The 19,748-nt window shown below is 55.1% G+C and carries 18 protein-coding genes and 1 pseudogene; 5 read left to right on the top strand and 14 right to left on the bottom strand.

Annotated features, from left to right (window positions below):
- Positions 1–62: 62 nt before the first annotated feature.
- Positions 63–1,616: a PAS domain S-box protein gene (locus tag C1J02_RS05120; RefSeq protein ID WP_114877617.1), complete on the top strand. Its 1,554-nt coding sequence runs from the start codon at positions 63–65 to the stop codon at positions 1,614–1,616.
- On the opposite strand, the gene C1J02_RS05115 is transcribed toward C1J02_RS05120, so the two are convergent.
- Positions 1,583–2,362 (bottom strand): response regulator, encoded by a 780-nt coding sequence (locus tag C1J02_RS05115; RefSeq protein ID WP_114877616.1) that lies wholly within the window; start codon positions 2,360–2,362, stop codon positions 1,583–1,585. The genes C1J02_RS05120 and C1J02_RS05115 overlap by 34 nt on opposite strands.
- 171 nt (positions 2,363–2,533) lie before the next feature.
- On the opposite strand from C1J02_RS05115, the gene C1J02_RS05110 reads away from it, so the two are divergent.
- The gene (locus C1J02_RS05110) at positions 2,534–3,208 is read left to right on the top strand and encodes a helix-turn-helix domain-containing protein (RefSeq protein WP_114877615.1); all 675 of its coding nucleotides are present in this window, start codon (positions 2,534–2,536) and stop codon (positions 3,206–3,208) included.
- A 74-nt stretch (positions 3,209–3,282) separates the two neighbouring features.
- On the opposite strand, the gene C1J02_RS05105 is transcribed toward C1J02_RS05110, so the two are convergent.
- Together C1J02_RS05105 and C1J02_RS05100 are read right to left on the bottom strand one after the other, a co-directional pair.
- Entirely contained in the window at positions 3,283–3,714 is a 432-nt protein-coding gene (locus C1J02_RS05105) for a DUF2267 domain-containing protein (RefSeq protein ID WP_254693210.1), read from the bottom strand.
- Positions 3,715–3,734: 20 nt separating this feature from the next.
- Positions 3,735–4,916: a hypothetical protein gene (locus tag C1J02_RS05100; protein ID WP_162798232.1), complete on the bottom strand. Its 1,182-nt coding sequence runs from the start codon at positions 4,914–4,916 to the stop codon at positions 3,735–3,737.
- 146 nt (positions 4,917–5,062) lie between these two features.
- Between C1J02_RS05100 and C1J02_RS05095 the strand changes: the two genes are divergently transcribed.
- On the top strand, positions 5,063–5,902 hold the full coding sequence (locus C1J02_RS05095; RefSeq protein WP_114877612.1) for a universal stress protein: 840 nt from the start codon (positions 5,063–5,065) through the stop codon (positions 5,900–5,902).
- Between the two features lie 98 nt (positions 5,903–6,000).
- Here C1J02_RS05095 and C1J02_RS05090 read toward each other — a convergent pair whose 3' ends face one another.
- On the bottom strand, positions 6,001–6,300 hold the full coding sequence (locus tag C1J02_RS05090; protein WP_114877611.1) for a chaperone modulator CbpM: 300 nt from the start codon (positions 6,298–6,300) through the stop codon (positions 6,001–6,003).
- Between the two features lie 4 nt (positions 6,301–6,304).
- A complete protein-coding gene (locus C1J02_RS05085) occupies positions 6,305–7,237 on the bottom strand; it encodes a DnaJ C-terminal domain-containing protein (protein ID WP_114877610.1) in 933 nt (310 codons plus the stop codon).
- Between the two features lie 154 nt (positions 7,238–7,391).
- Here C1J02_RS05085 and C1J02_RS05080 point away from each other — a divergent pair, with 154 nt between their 5' ends.
- Positions 7,392–8,237 (top strand): universal stress protein, encoded by an 846-nt coding sequence (locus tag C1J02_RS05080; protein ID WP_205389865.1) that lies wholly within the window; start codon positions 7,392–7,394, stop codon positions 8,235–8,237.
- 21 nt (positions 8,238–8,258) lie between these two features.
- Here C1J02_RS05080 and C1J02_RS05075 read toward each other — a convergent pair whose 3' ends face one another.
- The 9 genes and pseudogenes from C1J02_RS05075 to rfbC all read right to left on the bottom strand — a co-directional run bounded on the left by C1J02_RS05075 (position 8,259) and on the right by rfbC (position 17,862).
- A complete protein-coding gene (locus C1J02_RS05075; protein WP_114877608.1) occupies positions 8,259–10,031 on the bottom strand; it encodes a SulP family inorganic anion transporter in 1,773 nt (590 codons plus the stop codon).
- Between the two features lie 2 nt (positions 10,032–10,033).
- Positions 10,034–11,707 carry a bifunctional protein tyrosine phosphatase family protein/NAD(P)/FAD-dependent oxidoreductase gene (locus C1J02_RS05070; RefSeq protein WP_114877607.1) on the bottom strand — a complete coding sequence of 558 codons (1,674 nt, stop codon included), beginning with the start codon at positions 11,705–11,707 and terminating at the stop codon, positions 10,034–10,036.
- Positions 11,708–11,739: 32 nt separating this feature from the next.
- Positions 11,740–12,624, bottom strand: a complete 885-nt coding sequence (locus C1J02_RS05065) for an MBL fold metallo-hydrolase (RefSeq protein ID WP_114880386.1) — start codon at positions 12,622–12,624, stop codon at positions 11,740–11,742.
- Between the two features lie 178 nt (positions 12,625–12,802).
- Positions 12,803–13,014, bottom strand: a pseudogene (locus C1J02_RS05060) (transposase); the annotation flags it as partial.
- A gap of 191 nt (positions 13,015–13,205) precedes the next feature.
- Positions 13,206–14,332 (bottom strand): IS3 family transposase gene (locus C1J02_RS05055; RefSeq protein ID WP_114877606.1). Its coding sequence is split into 2 segments (ribosomal slippage): positions 13,206–14,068 and positions 14,068–14,332, totalling 1,128 coding nucleotides; the frame shifts between segments, so codons are not numbered across the junction.
- A 90-nt stretch (positions 14,333–14,422) separates the two neighbouring features.
- A complete protein-coding gene (gene rfbA, locus C1J02_RS05050) occupies positions 14,423–15,304 on the bottom strand; it encodes a glucose-1-phosphate thymidylyltransferase RfbA (protein ID WP_114877605.1) in 882 nt (293 codons plus the stop codon).
- Entirely contained in the window at positions 15,301–16,182 is an 882-nt protein-coding gene (rfbD, locus tag C1J02_RS05045) for a dTDP-4-dehydrorhamnose reductase (RefSeq protein WP_114877604.1), read from the bottom strand. Before rfbD ends, rfbA begins: the two co-directional genes overlap by 4 nt.
- A gap of 63 nt (positions 16,183–16,245) precedes the next feature.
- Positions 16,246–17,283: a dTDP-glucose 4,6-dehydratase gene (gene rfbB, locus C1J02_RS05040; protein ID WP_114877603.1), complete on the bottom strand. Its 1,038-nt coding sequence runs from the start codon at positions 17,281–17,283 to the stop codon at positions 16,246–16,248.
- 3 nt (positions 17,284–17,286) lie between these two features.
- Complete coding sequence (gene rfbC / locus C1J02_RS05035) at positions 17,287–17,862, bottom strand: dTDP-4-dehydrorhamnose 3,5-epimerase (protein WP_114877602.1); 576 nt, start codon at positions 17,860–17,862, stop codon at positions 17,287–17,289.
- 313 nt (positions 17,863–18,175) lie between these two features.
- Between rfbC and C1J02_RS05030 the strand changes: the two genes are divergently transcribed.
- Positions 18,176–19,342, top strand: coding sequence for a nucleotide sugar dehydrogenase (locus tag C1J02_RS05030; protein WP_114877601.1), 1,167 nt, complete (start codon positions 18,176–18,178; stop codon positions 19,340–19,342).
- Positions 19,343–19,748: the final 406 nt, after the last annotated feature.

The raw sequence follows: 19,748 nt of genomic DNA, 5'->3' as shown, positions 1-19,748 counted from the left end.
TCAATAGAGACTTGCACCTTTGGCGGAACAACTGGCAATCTGACCCCAAAGGGACATCGCATATGAGTAACCCCACCGAAGACAGCGCAGTTCTGCAAGCCATTCTGGATGCGGCGGTGGATGCGATGATCGTGTCAGATCATGACGGGACGATCTTGCGGGTCAATTTGGCGGCGGCCCGCCTTTTTCAATATGATGTGGCTGAGATGGTTGGCCAAGACGTGAAGATGCTGATGCCACAGTCATTGGCCGATCTGCACGACGGCTACATGTCGCACCACCTTGAAACCGGCGAAAGGCGGATTATTGGTCTTGGCCGCGCTGTTGAGGGTCGGCGCAAGGACATGTCCGAGTTTCCTCTGCATTTATCAGTGGGTGAAGCACAAGTTGACGGCCATGCTTTTTTTGTCGGGATCCTGCACGATCTGACCAATCGAAGAGCTGCTGAAGATGCGTTGGCCCGTTCCCAGCGGTTGGATGCCATCGGCCAAATGACCGGTGGGATCGTCCATGATTTCAACAATCTTCTGACAGTAATTGTCGGCAATCTGGAACTGCTTGAAAAGCGTGGCGCGGATGATCGTCAAGTGCCTTTGATCAAGGACGCCCTTGATTCTGCCGAACTGGGTGCAGAACTGACATCACGGCTTCTGGTCTTTGCGCGCCGCAGCAAACTCAAACCAGAACAGGTTGACCTGCGCACCTTGTGTGAGGGCACGCTGGCCATTCTCAAACGGACATTTGGCGCGTGTTATCGCATCAAAACCGATTTTGCCGAGGACGTGGGATTGGTTAAGGTCGATCCGGTGCAGCTTCAATCTGCGTTGATGAACCTCGCGCTGAATGCGCGGGATGCGATGGCCACAGGTGGCGAATTGCTGATCTCCGTTGCCAATGTGACCATCGATGACAGCTATATGGCGCAGGAAACGGATATCGAATCCGGCGATTATGTCCGCCTTTCCGTCAGTGACGACGGCGAGGGCATGAGTGCAGAGGCGCAGCGTCGTGCTTTTGAACCTTTCTTTACAACCAAAGCCGAGAGTGGCGGATCGGGCCTTGGGCTGGCGATGGTCTATGGATTTGTGCGGCAATCAGGCGGGCATGTGACACTTTACAGTGAACTGGGGCTTGGCACGAGTTTCGGCCTCTACTTTCCAGTGCTGTCGCCGGCAGATGCAACCGACCAGGCGACGGATTGGGAAGGTCGGGCAAACACGTCCATCCCACGCGGCCACGGTGAGACAATTTTGATTGTCGAAGACAACCCAAAAGTGCGCAAGATTTCCATCGAGCGCATCCGCGACCTTGGATTTGTGACCCTTGAAGCGGAAACGGGGGATCAAGCCTATCAGATGCTGCAGGATGGTGCGGAGGTCGATCTTGTATTTTCCGATCTGGTCATGCCAGGAGACCTGAATGGGTACGATCTGGCCGCCAAAATTCTGGCTGAGTATCCCAATCTTAAAGTGCTGCTGACCTCTGGATATGCCAGTGACGTGGTCACAGATGCAATGGCGCATGGCGACCCCTACGAAATCCTTCATAAGCCCTATCGGCAATCAGATTTGGCGCTGCGGCTTCAGATGCTTTTGGCTAAGGGATCTGACGGCTGAACCAACTGGACGTCAGAGGAAAAAATATAGCCAACGCCGCGCACGGTCTTGATCAGCTTGGGGTTTGACGGGTCGCGTTCGATTTTTTTACGCAGGCGGGCAATCTGGTTGTCAATGGTGCGATCCAGCGGGCTCCATTCTATGCCGCCCGTCATGTCCATCAGTTGATCACGCGATAACACCCGTTTGGGGCTGTTCAGAAAGACTGTGAGCAGTTTGAAATCACCGCTGGTCAATCCGCAATCCGTGCCGTCGCGGTCTATCAGTTCCATTCGATCCGGTGCCGCGATCATCCCATCAAAGGCAAAATGCGCACTTTCGCCAGATCCATATTGTGTGGAAGGGTCGGCGGCCCCCTCCTGCTGGACGATGTTACCGTGCCCGGTTCTGCGCAGGACGCTCCTTACCCGGGCAACCACTTCGCGCACATGGAAAGGTTTTATGATGTAATCGTCTGCCCCGACCTCAAGCCCCACGACGCGGTCAATGACATCATCCTTGCCCGTCACCATGATGATCGGGACCTGAGAGACCTGTCTGATCTGGCGTGCTAGTTTGACGCCATTGTCAGCGCCCAGATGAATGTCCAAAGTGACAAGGCTTATCGGGGCTGAGGCGAGTATATCCATGACATCTGAGGCTCTGTCCGCTTCGCGCACGGCAAACCCTTCATCCTCAAATACATTGCGCAAGAGTGATCTGATTTTCTGGTCGTCTTCCACGACGAGGATTATCTCATCACTCATAAGCGCTCCTTTCTCGCCGTTAATAGCAGATACAAAGTCATGGTTCACCTGCACAGATGCGACAGTGGAACGGGACGGATACAAAATGATACAAAAACCCGCTCAAGTAAAACAACCCGCGTTACAATAGCTACATAGGGTGGCCCCAAATCATCACTAGGGGGCCTCAAGATGTATGTAACAATTCCCAGAGACCATACCGACGAGTATTATGTTGCGCCGCTTGCGAGCAAGTCGCCCAAAACGGCGGCAACACGTCTGAAACCCGGTACATTCCTTTATTACGAGGGTGATCATGTGGAATGGCTTTATCAAGTCACCAGCGGCGTTTTGCGCCTGACCCGGCTGCTGGCTGATGGCAGGCGTCAGGTCATCGCATTCGGGTATCCGGGCGATATCGTTGGATTTCCGTCCAACGGCAGACATCACGCCGACTGCGAGGCGCTGACAGAAGCACGGCTGCAACCTTATCGACGTTCCGCTTTGGAAAGCGGTGAGGGCGATCCCAAGCTGCATCAGGGGCTTTTACAGGCGGCCTTGCGTGAAATCAGTGCAATGCAGGATCATTTCATGATGCTGGGGCGGAAATCGGCGAGTGAAAAGCTGGCATCATTTCTGTGCGTACTGGTCGATCAGGTTGGGCAGGACCTGGGCGGGTTTCGGCAGGTCACTTTGCCGATGAGCCGCTCGGATATTGCGGATTTTCTTGGCCTCACAACAGAGACGGTCAGCCGGACATTCACGCAGCTGCGCAAAAGCAAAATCATCGCAATTGAGAACATCCAGACAATCATCGTCCTGCGGCCGACCGCATTGCTTGGCCTCTCACTGGGTGATCGCGACTGATCCACGGCGTGCCATCGCCCTAAGCATCCAAGCGCCACCGGAAAGACAGGCCCTTCTTGGCCTTTTCCGTGGTTTCAGGGGGCTGGCCAAAGATCATGTATCTCGCTTGGCAGACTGGCGCGGACATCTTCAACCTCGCCCCTGCTGAGGCGCGCGTTCAGCATGTCAAAGACACATTTGATGTCATCGCGCCCCCGGTATTCCGGAGTCTCGCCCATTTGAGCATCAACAAATGTCACGAACTCCTGAGCACGACGTTCCTTGATGGGTGTCTGCTTTGGCACCCAGCCTTCAAAGAAGAAACCGCGGATTATCAGAGGCAGCTGTGCAGACATCTGTGCCAGTTCATTGATCATCAGATGATCGCGGATACGGTGCAACGTGATCCGCAACAGGCGTAACGTGCTGCGCTTTGACGACCAGCCAAGCCGGGCTGCAAGTTCGTTGATCCATTCATGGGTCAGATGAACACTGTGGTCGATTACTTCCAAACCTTGAGCGGTCATGGCTATTCTCCTGTTTGATGTCAGTCGTCTATTGGTTTCAGATCAATGTCCAGCGCTACACCGGGATTGCCGATCAGAGTCTGAAACAACGCATTTGTCATCGCCCCGATGCCCAGCAGGACAAGCGTATAATTGGCCACCCAGCCCACGAACGGGATGAAATTCAGCAAAGCGATAAAAATGATCGCACCGGCATAAATCAGAAGGCGTGCAACATTGCTTGGCTCCGGAGCGCCGCCCAATCCCGCCCAGATGCGCATGGCAACACTATAGGCCCCCAGAGCGTATCCGAGGGTCCACGCCACCACGATGGCAAGCACAACGATCGGGGCAAAGGGCAGCCCCACAATTGTCAGCGCCGTGATCGGCACCATACCAAAAAGAACGGAAAGGCCGATGACGCCGAGCAACAGGGTTTGCCCCGGTGCTGCTGCGATGCTCTTGCGCATTTTCGACAGCCGCTTGGGCATGAAGCCCAGCATCAAGGCACCCAGCACCAGGAAGAACAAAAGCGAGATGACAAAGCCGAACAACAAAGAGGCAAAGGTCGGAAATGCGGGCATGTCTTTGCCCATATCCTCCCAAGCCTCCCACAGCTGCGCATCCTTGATCGCCTCAAACACCACGCGTTCGGCCGGGGCCACCCGTTCAGGCACCGCGATCTTTTCCTGAGTGCTGTAGGTCAATGTGCCGCTGACAACTGCACCCGGTCCAAAAGAGAGGGTCTGTGCCAGAATACGGGCGTCACCTTTGATCGGCGCATTCAAGATCACATCACGGCCCATCACAGAGAGGACGCCGGTTACCGGTCCTTCGATGGTAACTGTATTGCCCATCAGACGTGCATTGCCCTGAGTCTGCGAAGTTTGCTCTGTCCGCACTGAAAATCCGGCTGCTGACAGATCTTCTGCGACGGCACCGCGGATCACGACGTTGGCACCAATCGCATAAAGGTCTTCGGTTGCATCGGCGCTGACCGACACATCAAAGCCCGAGACATGCAGATCACCCTGGGTTGCACCACGAACCTGAGCCGACCGCGCCGCCAAGAATGTGTCGCCGCGCGCATCAATCGTTTCACTTACCTGCCCGCCCGCAAAAAACGTGTCATTGCCATTCTGCAAAGTGACAGTTTCAGCCGTTGAGGTGGTGCAAATGCACAAAGCGGCCAAGGTGGTCATGGCGGTTTGGCGAATAGACATGGGAACACTCCTCGAAAGACTTTGGATTGCCCCAGTGCTACACCGCTGCGCCAAAAGAGGATTGACGCGGATCAATCGACCAGCTGCCAGACTTGCTAGGCAGTAAAGGTGCCACTCTGACACTTCGCAACAATGAGGATTGCATCATGGGACCTAAAACAATTCTGGTTTGTCTAACCACGGTTGAACATGCCGAAGCCCTTCTGAAAGTGGCTGTACCGCTGGCGCGTAAAAATAATGCGCATCTTATTGGACTGCACACTGTTGAGGCCTTGCTGGTTTATCCCGGTATTGCGATGCATATTCCAGAACCTGCCTTTGCCGCCTTCAACGCCAGCCAGAAAGAGGAATCAGAAGAGATCAGGGTGATTTTCGAAAAGCACACCAAGAGCGAAGATTTCATCAGTGAATTCCGCCTTGTTCGTGCCGAAGCTGTTTCGGCCAACGAACGGATGGTCGAAAGCGCCCGCGCTGCGGATCTGGTGATCATGGCGCATGAGGACAAGGAAAACGACAGATACGACCAACGGCATGCGCAAACTCAGGTTATCCGTGAAAGTGGCCGTCCCGTTATCGTGGTGCCGTCCGATTATGATGGCCCTGAGATCGGTGCCAACATCCTTTTGGGATGGAGCGATACCAAAGAAGCGGCGCGCGCGGCACATGACATGCTGGCGATTGCCGATGCTGGCGCAAACCTTACCATCTTGCGCGTCGTCAAATCGCAGAAAGACGCACTTACAGATAGTGATGGGATTGACCTGGCCGAGATGTTTTCAAGGCATGGGCTGAAGCCCAAACTAGATCACCGCGAAGCAATGGGTGACAGCATTGCCAATGTGCTGAACAAGGCCGCATTCGAAATGGGTGCTGATCTGATTGTCACAGGGGCATTTGGCCATTCTCGGGCCTATGACCTTGTCTTGGGTGCCACATCCTATGCGCTGCTGCGTGACCAGAAACTGCCGGTATTATTCAGCCGGTAACAGATGCAGCGGGGACATCGCTGTACAGATGACGGGCGGATCACCGACACTATTCTTTGTACCTCTGAAGGCCGGACGTCGGGTCAGCGGCGCATTGGCTAAAGCGTTTCGTACTGGCTCAACCTGCGCAAAACGGCGTCGCGTTCCTCGATCAGGTCCAAAACAAGTGCGACGCCTGCGACATTGATGCCAAGATCGCGGTTCAGGCGTCGGGCCTTCTTGGCCCGGACGATGTTTGTGCCAATAAACTGCCAGTTTCCCGATCTGCTGCCTTTGGGTTCCAGTACGCCATATTCCACCAGTTCAATCACCCAATCTTCTTCGGCCTGACAAAAGCGGCACAGGTCCTGCAATGACAGCGCGTCAACAACGTCGCTTTGTGAAGTGGTCTTTTTCATGGTGCTATCCTCCAAGATGGGCGCGGGGATCAAACGGCATTTCTTTTGCCATCTTCTCAAAAAATGCGCGCGCTTCTGCTGTGTCGGCTTTGGGATTGACGATCTTTAACGTGGCATAGATGTCCCCTTTGGGAGTGCCGGGCAGGCCTTTGCCTTTCAAACGCATCTTTTGGCCCGAGCGCGCGTTTTTGGGGATGCGCAAGTCAACCTTGCCGCCCGGCGTCGGCATTACGACGTGACTGCCCAACGCCGCCTCCCATGGGGCGATGGGTAAATCCAGATAAAGATCCTTGCCTTCCGGGCGATAGACCGGGTGCGGGGCAAAGGTAACCTCAAGAAACAGATCCCCCGCTGTGCCCGGGCCCGCCCCCGGTGCACCCTGCCCTGCGAGCCGGATGTGCTGCCCCTGTGCAATTCCCATTGGTACATGCACTGAGACTTTATGGTCTTGCAGTCTGACATTTCCGTCCGGGCCAACAACCGGTGTGCGCAAGCTGATGGTGCGATCAGCCCCTCGATAGGCATCTTCAATTGCTATCTCGATCCGCGCGTGACTGTCCGCACCACGGCCAGATCGCATGCCCCCGGGCGCCCCGCCCCCTCTGCGGAATAGCGTTTCAAAGAAATCACTGAATGCCTCACCGCCTTGCGGCCCGCCGCCAGAGAATTCGAAACCACTGTCCCAATCCGGAGGCGGCTTATAGCGACCCTGACCGGGCGGCGGTTCTTGACCCAATTGATCATACGCGGCCCGCCGTGCAGGGTCATTCAAGACCTCATAGGCTTCGTTCACGTCCTTGAACTTGGCTTCAGAACCTGCGCCCGCGTTGATATCGGGGTGATATTTACGCGCAAGCTTTCGAAATGCCTTCTTGATCTCAGATGCACTCGCCTCGCGCTGGACGCCGAGAACCTTGTAATAATCTTTAAATTCCATCTGACCTTCATCCGCACATCAATTTCAAGCCAAGTTAACACCAGATTCCGAAATCTCACTTGATCTGTGTCAGTGTGTTCTTCGTAGTGACTGTCAAAATGAAACAAACCCGCACCGCATAATTGCGGCGATCACAACCAGACTGGAGAACAATATGAACCGTCGCACCGTGCTTTTCCTGATGAACTCAGACACCTCGGACGCTATGATCAGCGCGGCAGCAGAGGCCGCTGCCGCGCAACAAAATCACCTGAGCTGTCTGCTTCTTGCGGCAGCACCGGTTCTGCCCATGAACGCGTATGGAGCCCTTCCTTATGGCGGCATCAGCGTTTCTGACAACTGGGGAGAGCAGCTCGCAGAGGCGCAAACCCGGCAACAGGAACGCGTTGATGCGACCGAAGCTCTGTTGGCGCGCAGCAACGTTTCAGGCGACGTCCGGTCTGTTATCTGCGCTACGGTTGACATCAAGCGTGCTGTATCTTTGTCGGCGCGGGTCAGTGACGAAGCGGTCATCGCGGCAAACCTGCGCGACACGCAAGAAATCATGCGCGAGGCAGTCTATGGTGTATTGTTCCATTCCCCCATTGGTTTGCGGCTGAATGGCTCTGCATCTCAGGAAATGGGCCGCATATTTGTTGCGTGGGACAGCAGCGAAGCCGCCGCAGCAGCTGTGCATGCGGCCTTGCCTTACCTGAAAGATGCCCAAGAAGTCGTTATCGGCTGCTTTGATCCGGTTATGACCGCAGAGGAAAACGGCCAGGACCCAGGCACTGCCGTGGCGGCATGGCTCAGCCACCATGGCTGCAAAGTTACGGTCTCGCAATTTCCAAGCGGGGGACGTGCGATCTCGCGCTGTATTCAGGACCGTGCTCAGGAATTCGGGGCCGACCTTGTCGTCATGGGCGGATATGGCCATGCCCGCATTCTCGAAGCAGTCTTTGGCGGCACCACACGGTCAATGATCGAACAAACAGACCTTCCCGTGCTTTTGGCGCATTGATCGCCCAGGCCCAGGCCCATTCTACGTGGCAACAACCGAGATTTTGTTCAAAGGTGGCTTTGGCTGAGCGAGCGCCCGGAAGGCGTCGAATTGCGAAAGATAAACGTTGCCGGTCAGATGTTTGAGCAGATCACCACGGCGCAATCTGTCCATGACCGGCCCCTTCACTTCTGAAAGCGACAGGTCGATTCCCATCTCTTTCAGCCGGGTATTGACCATTTCCAGCGTTTCCAGCGCACTCAGATCGATTTCATTAACGGCAGAGCACATCAACACGACATGTGTGAGGTCAGTGTTGTCGATCACACGATCATAAATGTAGTCCTCCAGAAACCGCGCATTGGCAAAATAAAGACTTTGATCGATCCTCAGGCTCAGCACTGTTGGGTCGGTCAGAACCGCGTGACGACGAATGTTTCGAAAATGCTCGGTCCCTTCGACCAGACCAACCTCGGCCACATGCGGGCGCGACGTGTCATATAAGAATAGCAGGATCGAAAGAACAACGCCGGCAGTCACGCCAAGCTCAACCCCAAAACCAAGCGTCAAAAGCATGGTCACGGCAACAGCGCCAAAATCCCGTTTGGAATAGATCCAACTGCGCTTGAGGGTTTGAACATCCACCAATGACAGAACGGCAACGATGATTGTCGCCGCAAGCGTGGCCTTGGGCAGAAAATAGATCAGCGGCGTCAGAAACAGCGCAGCAACAGTGAGACCGATAGCTGTAAATGCCCCTGCGGCTGGCGTTTCCGCCCCAGCGTCAAAGTTGACCACAGAGCGCGAGAATCCACCGGTCACCGGAAAGCCACCGGTCAAGGATGCACCGATGTTGGCCGCGCCCAAACCGATTAATTCCTGATCCGGGTCAATCCTTTGCCGTTTCTTGGTTGCCAGTGTCTGGGCCACCGAAATTGATTCAACAAATCCTATGATCGAAATCAACAACGCGGGCATGAACAGTGCGGACATCAAATCCATGGACAAATCTGGCCAGGTAAACGGGGGCAGGCTTTGCGGAACCGCACCGACAATTTGAACCCCGCTCGCGTTCAGATCGAAGTTCCAGACCAACCAGGTCGTTGCCCCGACAGCGAAAACAGGCCCCGCTTTGGCCAGGAAATCTGCCACACGCGGGCGCAATCCGATCTTGATCAATGCAGGGCGAAGCCCTTTTCTGACCCAGAAAAGAAACCCGATGGCGGTCACACCGATGGCAACGGTCAACAGATTGGCAGACAGAACATGGGTAACAAGCGAAGACACGATTTCCAGCAGGTTATGCCCCCCGCCATCTATCCCCATCACATGTTTTAGCTGGCTGGCTGCGATCAACACCCCCGACGCAGTTATGAATCCCGAGATCACCGGATGCGACAGAAAGTTGGCAATAAATCCAAGCCGCAGGATGCCCATGGCCATCAAAATCGTCCCCGACAACGCTGCGAGGCTGAGCGCTGCTGTTGCATACCCAACATCCAGCGTGCGGGTCACATCCGCAATCGCGGCGGCCGTCATCAGCGACACAACAGCAACAGGACCAACCGCCAAAGATCGGCTGGTGCCGAAAATACTATAGAGCATAATCGGCACGATAGAGGCATATAACCCGGCCTCTGGCGGCAATCCGGCCAGCATCGCATATGCCAGCGACTGTGGGATCAACATGATCGTCACAATCAACGCCGCTACCAGATCGTTGACTGCAGTCGCAGCAGTATAGCTGCGGCCCCAATCCAGAATCGGGAAATAGTGAGAAAATCGAAAGCCTGATTTCTTGCGTGACTTGGCCATGATCAGCGGGCCGATATTTTTTCAGGAGAAGCCATCCATTCACGGCCCTTCAGCATCGCTTTCCAATAGACCGGCGGTAGGATTTTCTCTTTCAACAGCCACGCCAAGCGGCTTGGCTTGGTGCCATCGATGAGCCAGCGGGGAAAACTGGGTTGCAGGATGCCGCCGTACCCAAATTCGGCAAGCACAATCTTGCCACGCTCGACGGTCAAAGGACATGATCCATAGCCGTCATATTGTGATACGGGCGCACGCCCATTTATGTCCGCGACAATGTTATTGGCAACCACGGGCGCTTGTTTGCGCGCTGCCGCAGCGGTCTTGGCGTTCGGCGCATTCATCACATCACCCAATGACCAGATATTCTCAAACGTTTTGTGGCGCAGCGTGGCCTGATCCACATCGACCCAGCCCGCTGCATCGGCCAAAGGTGATACAGCGATGAAATCCGGGGCACATTGGGGTGGTGTGACATGGATCATGTCAAATTCAATCTCTACCCGTTCAACCGGGGTGTCGGGCCTGGACACGTCAAACCACGCCTTTTTCGCCGGCCCGTCAACAGCAACCAGATTATGGAAAAAATTTAAGCCGATCTGATACTTATCTACGTATTTTTGCAATGCCGGGACATAATCCTTGACCCCAAACAGGACACCGCCTGCGTTGTGAAACTGGATGTCGATGTCCTTGATGGTGTTCTGGCGGGTCCAATGATCCGCAGAAAGGTAGATCGCCTTTTGCGGTGCCCCCGCGCATTTGATTGGCATCGGGGGTTGGGTAAATAACGCGCGCCCCGACGTCATGCCCGACACCAACTCCCATGTGTAGGGCGCCATGTCATAGCGATAATTGGATGTCACACCGTTGCGGCCCAGTGTTTCAACCAGCCCTTCAACACGCCCCCAGTCCAGCTTTAATCCCGGACAGACAACCAAACGTTTGTATTTCACCACCCGACACCCATCGAGGATCACAACATCCTTTTCGGGTTCAAAGGCCGCAACGGCCGATTTCAACCAGTGCACGTCTGGTGGGATCAACGACCCCATGGTGCGCACCGTGTCTTCGGCGGCAAAAACACCGGCACCAACCATTGTCCAACCCGGCTGATAATAATGCGCATCGGCGGGATCAATCACTGCAATTTCAAGGTCCGGCAAACGGCTTTTCAAACTTGCTGCGGCTGAGATACCAGAGGCCCCTGCCCCAACGATCACAACATCGTAAGATGCGTCCGCCTGATCCACTGGCGTCTTGCCGCCATTCGCGATCCTTCGCACGACGCCCTTCATGTCATACCCGGCTTTTTTGGCCGCGCTGAGAATATCCGCAAGCGGCATGTCTTTTGCATGCGCCAGCGACCATAATGTCGCTGACCGTGTACCCGTCCGGCAGTACGCCAACAGCGGCTTGGGCAGCGCATCCTCTGCACTGCCAAATGCCTCTGCATCTTCATCTTGAACCATCCCGCCCGACACCGGGATATAGCGCATCTCTATGCCAAGTTTCTGAGCGGCGTGAGATAGCTCCGTGAACGTGGGTTGGTCTGCGCCCTCTCCATCTGGTCGATTACAAATGATGGACCTGATGCCCTTGTCATGCAGGTCTGCCAAATCTACCTCAGTGATTTGAGGGGCAACAAAGAACTGATCCGAAATTTTTCGAATATCCATGGAAGTAACTCCTGCTCGGGCGTGCGATATGGTCAGATGGCGTTGACGGGAACTTTCAGCATCGGCTTGCCGTCTTTGTCTTTGGGCACTTTCCCGGCGCGCATGTTGACTTGCAGCGATGGCAGGATCAGTTTTGGCACCTCAAGTGTGGCGTCGCGTGCCTCGCGGAACTTGATGAACTCTTTGCGGCCTTTGCCCCGTCCGACATGGATGTTCTCGGCCTTTTCCTCTGCGACTGTGGTTTCCCACATGATATCGCGGCCATCCGGTCCATAATCGTGGCACATGAACAACCGCATATCATCCGGCAAGGCCAGTACCTTTTGAATTGAATCGTACAACTGCCCCGCATCGCCACCGGGGAAATCCGCACGTGCGGATCCGCCGTCAGGCATAAACAACGTATCTCCGACAAATGCGGCATCGCCAAAGACATGCACCATGCACGCCGGTGTATGTCCGGGCGTGTGCATCACGAACGCGGTCAACCCGCCAACGTCATAGGTGTCACCGTCCTTAAGCAGCAGATCGAACTGCGACCCGTCGCGTTGGAATTCCGTGCCCTCGTTAAAAACCTTACCAAAGGTATCCTGCACAACCGTTATCTGGTCACCGATGCCGATTTTGCCGCCAAGTTTGGACTGAATGTAGGGGGCAGCAGAAAGGTGATCTGCATGCACATGTGTTTCGATCAGCCACTCAAGCTTGAGCTTGTGCTTTTCAATATAGGCGATGATTTCATCCGCATGATCATACGTGATCCGACCTGCCGCATAGTCGATATCCATCACAGAATCGATGACCGCACAGGACGTCGATTCCGGGTCCATGACCACATAGCTGATCGTATTGGTCTGAGGGTCAAAAAATGACTCTATTTCAGGGTGAACGTGCATATTTACAGGATATTGTGTCATCATCTTCTCCATTCGTACTTTGCATACATTTCTAGAGCCGCCGACCACGGCTTTCAGTGACAAGGTCACATTGGTCCGGAACGCCGTGAATGATGTTGAGAAATATCAACGCAACGCGTCGGCTGGTGCAGTCGATCGGTAATCCCCCCATTTTTAATGGGGTTCAGCCGTAGAACTCACGCAGCTTCGCCGCATCCGACACCTCCATGCCGCCATATTGCGATTTGAACTTGTTGAACGTCCCTTGGCTGAGACCGTGCTTGCGGCACACATCCGCAGTCGGCATCCCTGCTTCTTGCTCTTTGATCATCCCCCCTCTCGGGACATTGCTGCGCAATGCCCTGTCGGGCAGTGAATAATCTGGGCTTCGCTAAATCGGCTCTTTCGCATCTGTTTGCTCCTTCAAAGGTTGAGCAAACTCTACATCAAACTGAGGGAAGTTTCGGGGGGCAGGTCAGAACGCAAGCAGACGCAGGTCACCAGTTGTCACGTGATGAGCAAGAAATCAGTCGCATTGCCCAGACACTTACGTGAAGTTGGATGAGCGTGAGCAGCCCCACTTGAGTGGTCCATGTTAAAAGTTAGTGCATGATTGGCCGTTGGCCCATCGGGACGATGGCCTCAGGCGCTGGTGGGCGATAGCCTAATGCACTGTGTGGTCGCTTGGTGTTGTAATTTCTCCTCCAGCTTTCGATGATGATTTGGGCTTCACGTGGCGAGTAGAAGGTTTCACCGTTCAGCAACTCGTCGCGCATCCTTCCGTTGAAACTCTCGCAATATCCGTTCTCCCAGGGTGACCCAGGCTCGATGTAGGCAGTCCTTGCCCCAACGGCCTTGATCCAGTCCCTGACGGCCTCAGCGATGAACTCTGGGCCATTGTCTGACCTGATGTAGGCAGGCACCCCGCGCAGGATGAACAGGTCCGTGAGAGCGTCGATGACCTCAGGCGAGTTCAGCTTTCGTTTCACCCGGATCGCCAGACATTCCCTGCTGTGTTCGTCCAGAATGTTCAGAGTCCTAAACGCCCTGCCATCATCGGTTCGGTGGTGTACAAAGTCGTACGACCAAACATGGTTTCGGTACTCCGGACGCAGCCGGACACATGATCCATCGTTGAGCCAAAGGCGTCCTTTCTTAAGTTGTTTCATCGGCACTTTTAGCCCCTCACGTCGCCAAAGCCGTTCGACACGTTTGTCGTTCACCTGCCAGCCTGCGTCTCTCAACAGGTCAGCAACTCGACGGTATCCATATCGACCAAACTGGCGCGTCAACTCGATCATGTCCTCGACCAAGCGTTCTTCGTCAGCACGCCCACGTGGCAATTGACGTTGTGTGGATCGGTGCTGGCCCAGAACGCGACAAACCCGTCGTTCAGAAACCTTGAACCGATCACGCACATGATCGATGCAGGACCGCCGACGTGAGGGGCTCAGAAGTTTCCCGAAGCGGCCTCCTTCAAGATTAGCTTGTCCAATGTCAGGTCAGAAACCGCGCGACGCAGGCGCTCGTTCTCTTTCTGTAGCCGCTTCAGTTCTTTGAGTTGTTCTGTGCCCATTCCACCGTACTTCTTCTTCCAGCGGTAATAGGTTTGTTCAGTCACACTGATCTGTCTGATTGCATCAATCCGGGGCATGCCTTGCCCCATCAGAACTTCAACCTGCCGTAACTTCACGACAATCTCTTCGGGCTTGGGTCTCTTAATGGCCATCTCTGGTCCTCCGCTTTCCTAACTATAGGGGCGGACCACTTCAAAGGGGGAGGCTCAAGCGTGAGCAGCACAGCTTTTTCTATAGTGGTGCTAGCGCAGCAATCCCATCAGATATGTGCCATATTCATTCTTGGCGAACATCTCGGCGCGCGCCTGAATGTCTTGGGCTGAAATCCAGCCTTGATTGAACGCGATCTCGTCTGGACTGCCGGTTTGCAGACCCTGTCGCATTTCCAGCGTACGCACGAAATTGCCCGCATCCAGCAGGCTGCCATGGGTGCCGGTATCCAGCCAGGCGTATCCGCGACCCATGCGTTTCACCCGCAGCATGCCTTCATCAAGATAGCTTTCGAGCAGGGTTGTGATTTCCAGCTCTCCGCGTGCCGATGGCGCAACTTTGCGGGCCCGGTCTGATGCGTCTTCATCAAGGAAATAAAGGCCCGTGACCGCGTAATTTGACGGCGGCACCTCAGGTTTTTCGATGATCTGGCGCGCGCGGCCCTCGTCGTCAAAATCGACAACGCCATAGCGTTCGGGATCGGCAACACGGTATCCAAAGACAGTGCCGCCCCGTTCCTCTTTGTCCGCCTCGGCCAGAAGTTCCGGCAAGCCGTGGCCGAAAAAGATATTATCCCCCAGCACCATCGCCGACGGTGCCCCATCCAGAAAGTCCTCGGCCAGAATATAGGCCTGCGCCAGACCGTCGGGACTGGGCTGCACAATATAGGTCAGGCTCACGCCCCATTGGCTGCCATCCCCCAGCGCGCGTTCAAACTGCGCGCGGTCCTGCGGCGTGGTGATCACCGAAATTTCGCGGATGCCTGCCAGCATGAGCACGGAAAGCGGGTAATAGATCATCGGTTTGTCATAGACCGGCAGCAATTGTTTGGAGACACTGACCGTGATCGGATAAAGCCGGGTGCCAGAGCCACCGGCAAGAATGATCCCCTTGCGATTGGAAGTATTGGTCATGAGGAGGATGTCCCGTTTTGTTGCTGGGAAAGTTGGGTCAGGATCGCAGTCAGGCTATTTTGCCATTGGGGCTGCGGAATGCCAAATGTGACGGTGGTGGCGCTGCACTGCATCCGCGAGTTCAAAGGCCGCTTTGCAGGTGTCGGATATGCACTGGACGGAATATCGGTGACAGCACATTTCACCCCCGCCCCGGCAAAGATCGCACGGGCAAAATCGGCCCAATTGGTCGCCGGCGTACCTGCGAAATGATAAATGCCTGCGACATCTGCATCCTGCGAAAGCTTTCGTGCAATGACAACACACGTCGCGGCAATCTCGGCGGCACCTGTGGGGCCACCGATCTGATCTGACACGACATTCAGTGTGTCCCGCTCGGCCCCCAGCCGCAGCATGGTCTTGACGAAGTTGGTGCCATGCGCAGAAACGACCCATGAGGTACGCAGCACCGCCCAACGGCCTCCCACATGCGCCACACCCTGTTCGCCCGCCAGCTTGGTGCGGCCATAAGCGCCTTGCGGATCTGGCTGGTCTTGCGGTGTCCAGGCCAGCTGACCTGCGCCAGAAAATACATAGTCGGTCGAAATGGTGACAAAGGGAATATCGCGCGCGGCGCAGGCTTGGGCCATCGCGATGGGGGCATCAGCGTTAATGATTTGGGCTGTCGCCTCGTCTTCTTCGGCACGGTCCACGGCGGTATAGGCCGCCGCATTGATCACTGCATCTGGCGCATGGGCCGCTATTGCCGCAGCGCAGGCCGTCGGTTCGGTCAGATCAGCGGCGTCCCGGTCCAGCGCGGTGATCCTCAGATCCTTTGCCGCCAGCCCGCGCAGCTCAGTGGCCACCTGCCCGTTATACCCAAATACCAGTATATGCACTTTTGGTCCCTTTCGTTGGGCCTTGGATCGCCAACAAATCTGTCGCCGTCAATTGTCAGACGTTCACCCTTGTCCCAGCCGCTGCCCCACGCCCTCGCGGTTTTGCAGCGCGCGCCACCATGGTTCATTACTCAGATACCAGTCGACGGTCAGCGCCAGACCCTGCTCTACTGTAACTGAGGGTTTCCAGCCAAGTTCGTCCCGGATGCGGGAAGGGTCAATCGCATAACGCATGTCATGACCCGGACGATCAGGCACGAAGGTGATCAAATCCGCATGGAGTGCGCCGGTCGGGCGTCGGTCATCCAGAATTGCGCATATCATTTTGACCAGATCAAGGTTGGTCACCTCGTTTTCACCGCCGATGTTATAGCTGCGCCCGATCTTACCCTTGGCGGCAACGGTCAGCAAAGCATCGGCGTGGTCCTCAACATAAAGCCAGTCGCGGACGTTATCACCCTTGCCATAAACCGGTATAGGCTCCCCCGCCAGCGCCTTGAGGATCACCACCGGCACCAGCTTTTCCGGGAAATGGAATGGGCCATAGTTGTTCGAGCAATTGGTCAGAACGACCGGCAGCCGATAGGTCTCACCCCAAGCCCGGACCAGATGATCAGACGCAGCCTTGGACGCGGAGTAGGGGCTACGCGGATCGTAGGGCGTTGTTTCGGTAAACTGCCCGGTTGCGCCGAGCGAACCAAACACCTCATCGGTTGAGATATGATGAAACCGAAATGTATCTGGCCGACCTTGCGCGTGCCAATAGCTGCGCGCCGCCTCAAGCAAAGTATAGGTGCCGGTGATATTGGTGTCGATAAAGGCACCCGGACCGTCGATGGATCTGTCCACATGGGATTCTGCCGCCAGATGCATCACCACATCGGGGCGGTGCGTGTCAAAGATCCGTGTCAGCGCCTCGCGGTCACAGATGTTGGCGTGCTCAAAACTGTAAAGTGGGTTGCCCGCAACAGACGCGACATTATCAAGACACGCAGCATAGGTCAGTGCATCAAGGTTCACGACCTGATGACCCTGTTTCACAGCAAGGCGCACAACAGCCGAGCCAATAAATCCGGCACCGCCGGTAATCAAAAGCTTCATCTGTCAGCCCTCATAAGTGAAAGGTGTGTCAAGATCGGCAAACAAGGGGGCCGCGGCATCCTTGTCTGACAATATGGCGGTAAGCTCCCCCTGCCCTGCCCCCTGTCGCCAATTGATGTCAAGATCCGGATCATCCCAACGGATCGCCCCTTCGGTTTCAGGCGCATAATAGTCAGAGCATTTGTAAATGATTTCGGTGTCAGATGTGCGGGTGATGAACCCATGCGCAAATCCGGCGGGCACCAAAATTTGCCGCCCGTTTTCAAAGCTGAGTTCAGTACCGAACCACTGCCCATAGGTGGGCGACCCACGGCGGATATCGACCACCACGTCAAACAACGCCCCGCGACCGCAGCGTACCAGCTTGTCCTGAGCATGTGGAGGGGCCTGAAAATGCAGCCCACGCACGGTGCCCTTGGTTTGCGAAAGCGAATGATTGTCCTGCACAAACGGAATCGTAATACCGTGTTCTGCCAGCACCTTGGCACTGTAGCTTTCAGAGAAAAATCCGCGGTCGTCACCAAACCGCGAAGGGGTCACAATGACAATACCGGACAGAGGCGTGGTCTCGATCTGCATGTAAAATCTCTCTAATTGAACAACTCATAAACACCCGCTGCTTAACAAGTCGGGAGGTGCCTGTCCACGCTCCTGCTTCCCTTCGGAAGTTGATAGGCGGTCCGCTCGCTCAACTATAGATGGTACAAGAAAAGGGTGTCTAATTTTGTAGGGGCCTGGACGCTTGATGTCCTGAAGGGAGACCTAGATTTTATCTGACATTGGTAACCCCAAAATCCGCAGTGGTCAGTCAGACCCAAAACTTGTAGGAGTTTCGGCGATATACACTTTTCCTGCCCGGTTTCCGCGGGCAGCTCGGCCTACGGAGAGAAACATGAAAATTGCGATTGCTGGCCTGGGTTACGTAGGCGTGTCCAATGCGGTGCTTTTGGCACAGAAGTATACTGTGGTTGCGGTCGACATTGCGCAAGATCGTGTGGATGCAATCAACGCAGACCGCTCACCCATCGTCGACCCCGAGGCCGAGGCTTATCTCGCGCGTGGCGATCTGAATTTGACCGCAACCAGAGACAAGGTTGCAGCTTATGAAGGGGCGGATTTCGTGATGGTTGCAACGCCAACGAACTACGATCCCAAAACCAATTACTTCGACACCGGTACTGTTGAGGCGGTGATCGCTGACGTGCGGGCGATTGCACCCACAGCGGTCATTGTGGTCAAATCAACCATTCCAGTGGGCTTTGTTGAACGTTTGCGCACCGAGCAGGGCATCGACAATGTTCTCTTTTCACCTGAATTCCTGCGCGAAGGCAAAGCGCTGTATGACAATTTGCATCCTTCGCGGATCATCGTCGGCGAACGCTCTGACCGGGCACGCACCTTCGCCGAGCTGCTGAGAAGTTGCGCACTCGACGACAATATCCCGACGCTGTTCACTGGCTCGGGCGAGGCCGAAGCGATCAAACTGTTTGCAAATACATATCTTGCGATGCGGGTGGCCTATTTCAATGAACTAGACAGCTATGCCCTTTCAAAGTCTCTGTCGAGCCGCGAGATCATTGAGGGCGTCTGCCTCGACCCTCGAGTCGGCGATCACTATAATAACCCTTCATTTGGCTATGGCGGATACTGCCTGCCCAAGGACACAAGGCAACTGCTGGCCAACTACAGCGCTGTACCGCAAAACATGATCAACGCCATCGTAGAGGCCAACACCACCCGCAAAGATTTCATCGCCGATCACCTGATTTCCAAGTCACCACAACTAGTCGGCGTGTATCGGCTGACCATGAAAACCGGGTCTGATAATTTTCGCGACAGCTCCATTCAAGGTATCATGAAACGGATCAAGGCCAAGGGTATTGAGGTTGTGGTCTATGAGCCGCAACTGGAAGAGGAACACTTCTTTCACTCGCGGGTCGAACGTGATCTGGCGACCTTCAAGGCAGATTGCGACGTAATTCTGGCCAACCGCATGTCGGACGATCTGGCGGATGTGTCGGATAAGGTCTTTACCCGCGACCTGTTTGGGGCAGACTAGGTCGGTTCGTCTTGGGGTAGCAACCGCAGTTGTTCAGCTAACATGGATAATTCATCTCCACTTCTCAACTTGGAGGGACCAGTCCTCGTGTTTAGTGGAGTTGCTCAGGGCCGTTGTGCATTCAACATCAGAAGTGGTGGGTCCTCGCGATATGGCGCTGGCATGTACAGAACTCATCCGGGTGCATTCAGCTCTCTGTAATGTAGTTATCGCCAACACATCCGGCGTACCTATGGAGCAGGTTGTCCCCACCGCACTAATTGGCCCGTCTTTGCATTACTGAAATGGATAGAACCAATCAGAAGTTGCCGGCGCTCTCAACCGCGATCTGGTTAAGGGTCGTAAGGACGGAATCAACAAATTCGAAGCAACTTCTTTTTAGGTTGCCATTTTGCATACGCTACCA

It is taken from the genome of Sulfitobacter sp. SK011 (assembly GCF_003352065.1).
GTDB lineage: Bacteria > Pseudomonadota > Alphaproteobacteria > Rhodobacterales > Rhodobacteraceae > Sulfitobacter.
Note: the sequence above shows the minus strand (reverse complement) of the source record. Positions and strands in the feature narration are given on the sequence as shown.

Bases quoted from the DNA above. Each gene is read 5' to 3' on its own strand.
- C1J02_RS05120 (WP_114877617.1), top strand. From the start codon at position 63: ATGAGTAACCCCACCGAAGACAGCGCAGTTCTGCAAGCCATTCTGGAT.
- C1J02_RS05115 (WP_114877616.1), bottom strand. From the start codon at position 2,362: ATGAGTGATGAGATAATCCTCGTCGTGGAAGACGACCAGAAAATCAGA.
- C1J02_RS05110 (WP_114877615.1), top strand. From the start codon at position 2,534: ATGTATGTAACAATTCCCAGAGACCATACCGACGAGTATTATGTTGCG.
- C1J02_RS05105 (WP_254693210.1), bottom strand. From the start codon at position 3,714: ATGACCGCTCAAGGTTTGGAAGTAATCGACCACAGTGTTCATCTGACC.
- C1J02_RS05100 (WP_162798232.1), bottom strand. From the start codon at position 4,916: ATGTCTATTCGCCAAACCGCCATGACCACCTTGGCCGCTTTGTGCATT.
- C1J02_RS05095 (WP_114877612.1), top strand. From the start codon at position 5,063: ATGGGACCTAAAACAATTCTGGTTTGTCTAACCACGGTTGAACATGCC.
- C1J02_RS05090 (WP_114877611.1), bottom strand. From the start codon at position 6,300: ATGAAAAAGACCACTTCACAAAGCGACGTTGTTGACGCGCTGTCATTG.
- C1J02_RS05085 (WP_114877610.1), bottom strand. From the start codon at position 7,237: ATGGAATTTAAAGATTATTACAAGGTTCTCGGCGTCCAGCGCGAGGCG.
- C1J02_RS05080 (WP_205389865.1), top strand. From the start codon at position 7,392: ATGAACCGTCGCACCGTGCTTTTCCTGATGAACTCAGACACCTCGGAC.
- C1J02_RS05075 (WP_114877608.1), bottom strand. From the start codon at position 10,031: ATGGCCAAGTCACGCAAGAAATCAGGCTTTCGATTTTCTCACTATTTC.
- C1J02_RS05070 (WP_114877607.1), bottom strand. From the start codon at position 11,707: ATGGATATTCGAAAAATTTCGGATCAGTTCTTTGTTGCCCCTCAAATC.
- C1J02_RS05065 (WP_114880386.1), bottom strand. From the start codon at position 12,624: ATGACACAATATCCTGTAAATATGCACGTTCACCCTGAAATAGAGTCA.
- rfbA (WP_114877605.1), bottom strand. From the start codon at position 15,304: ATGACCAATACTTCCAATCGCAAGGGGATCATTCTTGCCGGTGGCTCT.
- rfbB (WP_114877603.1), bottom strand. From the start codon at position 17,283: ATGAAGCTTTTGATTACCGGCGGTGCCGGATTTATTGGCTCGGCTGTT.
- rfbC (WP_114877602.1), bottom strand. From the start codon at position 17,862: ATGCAGATCGAGACCACGCCTCTGTCCGGTATTGTCATTGTGACCCCT.
- C1J02_RS05030 (WP_114877601.1), top strand. From the start codon at position 18,176: ATGAAAATTGCGATTGCTGGCCTGGGTTACGTAGGCGTGTCCAATGCG.